Origin of the sequence: Candidatus Ruminimicrobium bovinum (assembly GCF_902760015.1) — a bacterium.
GTDB classification, from domain to species: Bacteria; Elusimicrobiota; Endomicrobiia; order Endomicrobiales; family Endomicrobiaceae; genus Ruminimicrobium; species Ruminimicrobium bovinum.
This window is the reverse complement of record NZ_CACWEU010000068.1, coordinates 1-3,977: the sequence shown is the minus strand read 5'-3', so window position 1 is coordinate 3,977 and position 3,977 is coordinate 1. Positions and strand designations below refer to the sequence as shown.

Genomic DNA, 3,977 nt, shown 5'->3' with positions numbered 1-3,977 from the left:
TTTGCTTACTATATAATACGGAAATTTTTCGTTTGCCGTATAATATTCTTTTATAAATGTGTATTGGTTAGGAACAATTAACGAATTATTACCGATTTCTGCAATACCGTAAAAATTATTTTGTAAAACTTTAAACCTCGGAAAATTTTGGCTTATACCAAGTGCATTTTTTTCTATGCTGTCATATTCGGGAACAACCGTTTGTTCCAAAACGGGATCAAATACGGAATATTTGTTTTGATTTCTTACAATTAACAGTAATCTTTTTTCATATCCGTTGTTTGTTATAACATTTCTTAAAGTTGTTTCAATAGGATAAATACTTTTAACTATAAACCTACCGAATGGATCAAATATTTTATACTCATAAGGATTAAATAACGATCTGCCATAAAAATAATGCTGATTTGCATGTTCAATAGTATCTAACTGCGAATATTTAAATACCCTTATATTATTTTGTTCTTCTTCCGATTTAATAAAAAATATATTCCATGTTTGGGTTCCGTCAAGTTCCGTTTTCCCGTAAGCCGTAACAGCCCCCGGAATACGGAATGTTAATTTCTTATCAAATTCTTTGTCCAACATAACAAAATTACCGTTAGTAATTTTTTCCGTAACAGGTAAATTTATTTGAGGAACATTTGTCGGATATTTATCCAAAACAGGTATTTTCGGATGAGCAACCGTAACATTATTATTTTCATCCATAGGTTTATGATCTTTCAATTTTGTAGATATTTTGTCATATTGTTTTGTTAAATTCTCAATATTTTTAGCATAAATTTTAACATTACTTAATGCTACTTCTTTTTGTTTTGGTGTATTTGCATCGTAATATTGGTCTATTCTTTGTTTCAATAACATCCACTGTATACCGATATAACATCCGTCTTTATGACCGCCGTTTTTATATCCGCATTCAGGACAAGTTTCTAATTTTTTAGGCATTAATTCATTCAATTGAGCATCATAATTGCTAAAATCATAATCATTTGATACAGTTTCTTTTCTATATGACGGGCACCAAGTTTCGTGACCGTTTTCTTTTTCGCAATATCCGCAAACGGCTTTACTTACACCTGGAGCACTAGCAAAAACAATGTTTTGAACCGACATTGCTAAAAACATTACCGTTAACAAAATAATTCCTAATTTTATTTTTTTCATTTTCCCTCTTAAAAAACTTATAACATTGACACATTATACTTTTTATATTATACTATTTATGCCTCAAGGACACTTCACTTGTAATGGAGTCTACTCCTTGAGGTTTTCTTTATTCTCATCTAAATCATAAAATAAATTTCCTTTATTGTCTTCTCCTATTGTTATATACACTTTATAAAACCTATCTTTTAATAAAACTTCATTTATAAAATAATGAAATTTAACAATGTTATCACTTCTTTTTTTATATAATCCCTCCGAATTTTTATATTGAGAGGTTTTTAATATTTCTAATAATTTAGGAACTATCAATAATTTCCTTTCATCCGAACCATAATGTTTATATCTTTCAGCGGACTTTCTTGGAATTCTAATATCTTTAAATTTTCCAATATCAACATTGTTACCCTGAATATGCTCTTTATAATATTCGTATGATTTATTTCTTAATTCATTAATATCTTTATAAGTTCCAAAAAAATTTTTTTATTTCTTGTTCCGTTATTGTTATTACTTTTTTATTATATCCTTCAAGCTCTTCAAAAATATTTATTTTTTCAACAGATTTACTTATTGAATAAAATTCTTCTAAACTATTTATTATTCCAAGAAAAATTATGTTTTTCGCATTTAATGTTTTATTTTCCAGTTCCATACAATTTTTTTATTATCCAACACATATTAAATTGCTTTGTAATTTTTATATTTAATAAAATCATTAAAAAATACTTTTTTGCTTTTTCTCTTCTCAGCTTATCACCTTATCAGCTCATCAGCTAAATTTTTGTTTACAAAAATTTTCAATATTTTTTAAAAATTTTATCTTTTAAACTTGCGAAACTACCAATAGGCAAAATGCCTATTGATAGTTCTATTTTTTTAATAATTCATTTAAAAATTTCTTTTGAAGCACGACTTGGAGCCGCTTATGAGTGCTGAAATTTTTAGAGTAAAAAACTATAAATTTTATTAGTTTTTTAGTCCGTTATGTAGAGAAAATTTCGGGTACCTTATGATGTCCGAAATTTTTGAGTTAACGGACGGATTTAAAAATTTCAAACGAATGGCGACACTGAGTGCGAAAAAGAGAATTTTTAAAAGAACATAGATTCCCGATTACAACTTTCGGGAATGACACCCAGGTAAGAAATAAAGAGCAAAGCTCTTTATTTCTTGTCGTCAACTACTTCAGCATCCACAACATTGTCGTCGTTTTTCGGTGCTTCCTGTTGTGCCTGTCCTGCATTACCGGCTGCACCTTGTGCTCCCGTTTGTGCATTTGCCTGTTGCTGTTGTTGTGCTGCTTTATAAACTTCTTCGGCTAATTTATGCGATGCGGTTGAAAGTTTTTCTTTTGCATCTTTAATTTTAGCTAAATCGTTTGTTTTAATAGCTTCTTTTGTATCGTTAATAGCTTGTTCAATTTTTAATCTTTCGTCTTGAGAAATTTTGTCACCATGCTCTTTCAAACTCTTTTCTGTTGCATAAACTAAATTGTCGGCTTCGTTTTTAGCTTCAATTTCTTCTTTTTTCTTTTTATCGTCTGCAGCATATTGTTCGGCTTCTTTAACATACTTATCTATATCTTCTTTAGAAAGTTTTGTTGAAGAAGTAATCTTAATAGACTGCTCTTTACCTGTTCCCAAATCTTTTGCAGATACATGTAAGATACCGCTTGCATCTATATCGAATGTAACTTCAATTTGAGGAACTCCTCTTGGCGCAGGTGGTATTCCGTCGAGTGTAAATCTTCCCAACGAAACATTATCTTTTGCCATAGGTCTTTCACCTTGCAAAATGTGAATTTCAACTCCCGGCTGATTATCTTGTGCCGTTGAGAACACTTGAGATTTCTTTACAGGAATTGTTGTGTTTCTGTCGATGATAGGTGTTCTGACATTTCCCAAAGTTTCAAGACCTAACGTTAAAGGTGTAACATCAAGTAAAAGGATATCTTTTACATCACCTGTTAAAACGGCTGCTTGAACTGCGGCACCATTAGAAACACATTCCATCGGGTCGATTCCTCTTTCAACAATTTTGCCTACATAGTTTTCAACGAATTTCTGAACTATAGGCATTCTTGTAGGACCGCCTACGAGAATAACTTTTGTTAAATCAGCACTTGTAAGTTTTGCATCACTTATTGCCTGGTCGATAGAAGCTTTACATCTTTGAACTATAGGGTCAACCAAGTTTTCAAGTGTTGCTCTTGTAAGTTTCATTGCCAAATGTTTCGGACCTGTAGCATCTGCTGTAATAAACGGTAAATTGATATCTGTTTCAAGAATGTTAGAAAGCTCGATCTTTGCTTTTTCTGCAGCTTCCTGTAATCTTTGAACAGCCATTTTATCGTTTCTTAAATCGATACCGTTTTCTTTTTTAAATGTTTCTGCAATATAATCTATAATTGCTTTATCCATATCGGTTCCGCCGAGTTTTGTATCTCCTGATGTAGATAATACCTCAAATGTTCCCTCGCTACCCATTTCCATTATTGTACAATCCAAAGTTCCGCCACCGAGGTCGAATACCAATATTTTTTGTTCTTTACCTACTTTATCTATACCGTAAGCAAGAGAAGCTGCCGTAGGTTCGTTAACAAGACGAACAACTTCAAGTCCTGCAATTGCACCGGCATCTTTTGTTGCCTGTCTTTGATGATCGTTAAAGTATGCAGGAACGGTAATAACCGCTTTATCAACGGTTGTTCCCAAATAAGCTTCGGCATCTTTTTTAATTTTCTGTAAAATAAAACCTGAAAGTTGTTGAGGAGTAAATTCTTTACCGTTAATTTTGTATTTATA

Annotated in this window: 4 protein-coding genes; all 4 read right to left on the bottom strand. The window is 31.4% G+C overall.

Annotated elements, in window-relative coordinates:
- Nucleotides 1-1,170: hypothetical protein (locus ACMUOV_RS02460; protein WP_413853460.1), on the bottom strand; the 1,170-nt coding region annotated here is incomplete at its 3' end.
- A 90-nt stretch (nucleotides 1,171-1,260) separates the two neighbouring features.
- Entirely contained in the window at nucleotides 1,261-1,629 is a 369-nt protein-coding gene (locus ACMUOV_RS02455) for a hypothetical protein (protein WP_413853462.1), read from the bottom strand.
- Between the two features lie 4 nt (nucleotides 1,630-1,633).
- Nucleotides 1,634-1,825 (bottom strand): hypothetical protein, encoded by a 192-nt coding sequence (locus ACMUOV_RS02450; protein WP_413853458.1) that lies wholly within the window; start codon nucleotides 1,823-1,825, stop codon nucleotides 1,634-1,636.
- A gap of 511 nt (nucleotides 1,826-2,336) precedes the next feature.
- A partial coding sequence (gene dnaK, locus ACMUOV_RS02445) for a molecular chaperone DnaK (RefSeq protein ID WP_413853456.1) occupies nucleotides 2,337-3,977 on the bottom strand: 1,641 nt, incomplete at its 5' end.

Bases quoted from the DNA above. Each gene is read 5' to 3' on its own strand.
- ACMUOV_RS02450 (WP_413853458.1), bottom strand. From the start codon at position 1,825: ATGGAACTGGAAAATAAAACATTAAATGCGAAAAACATAATTTTTCTT.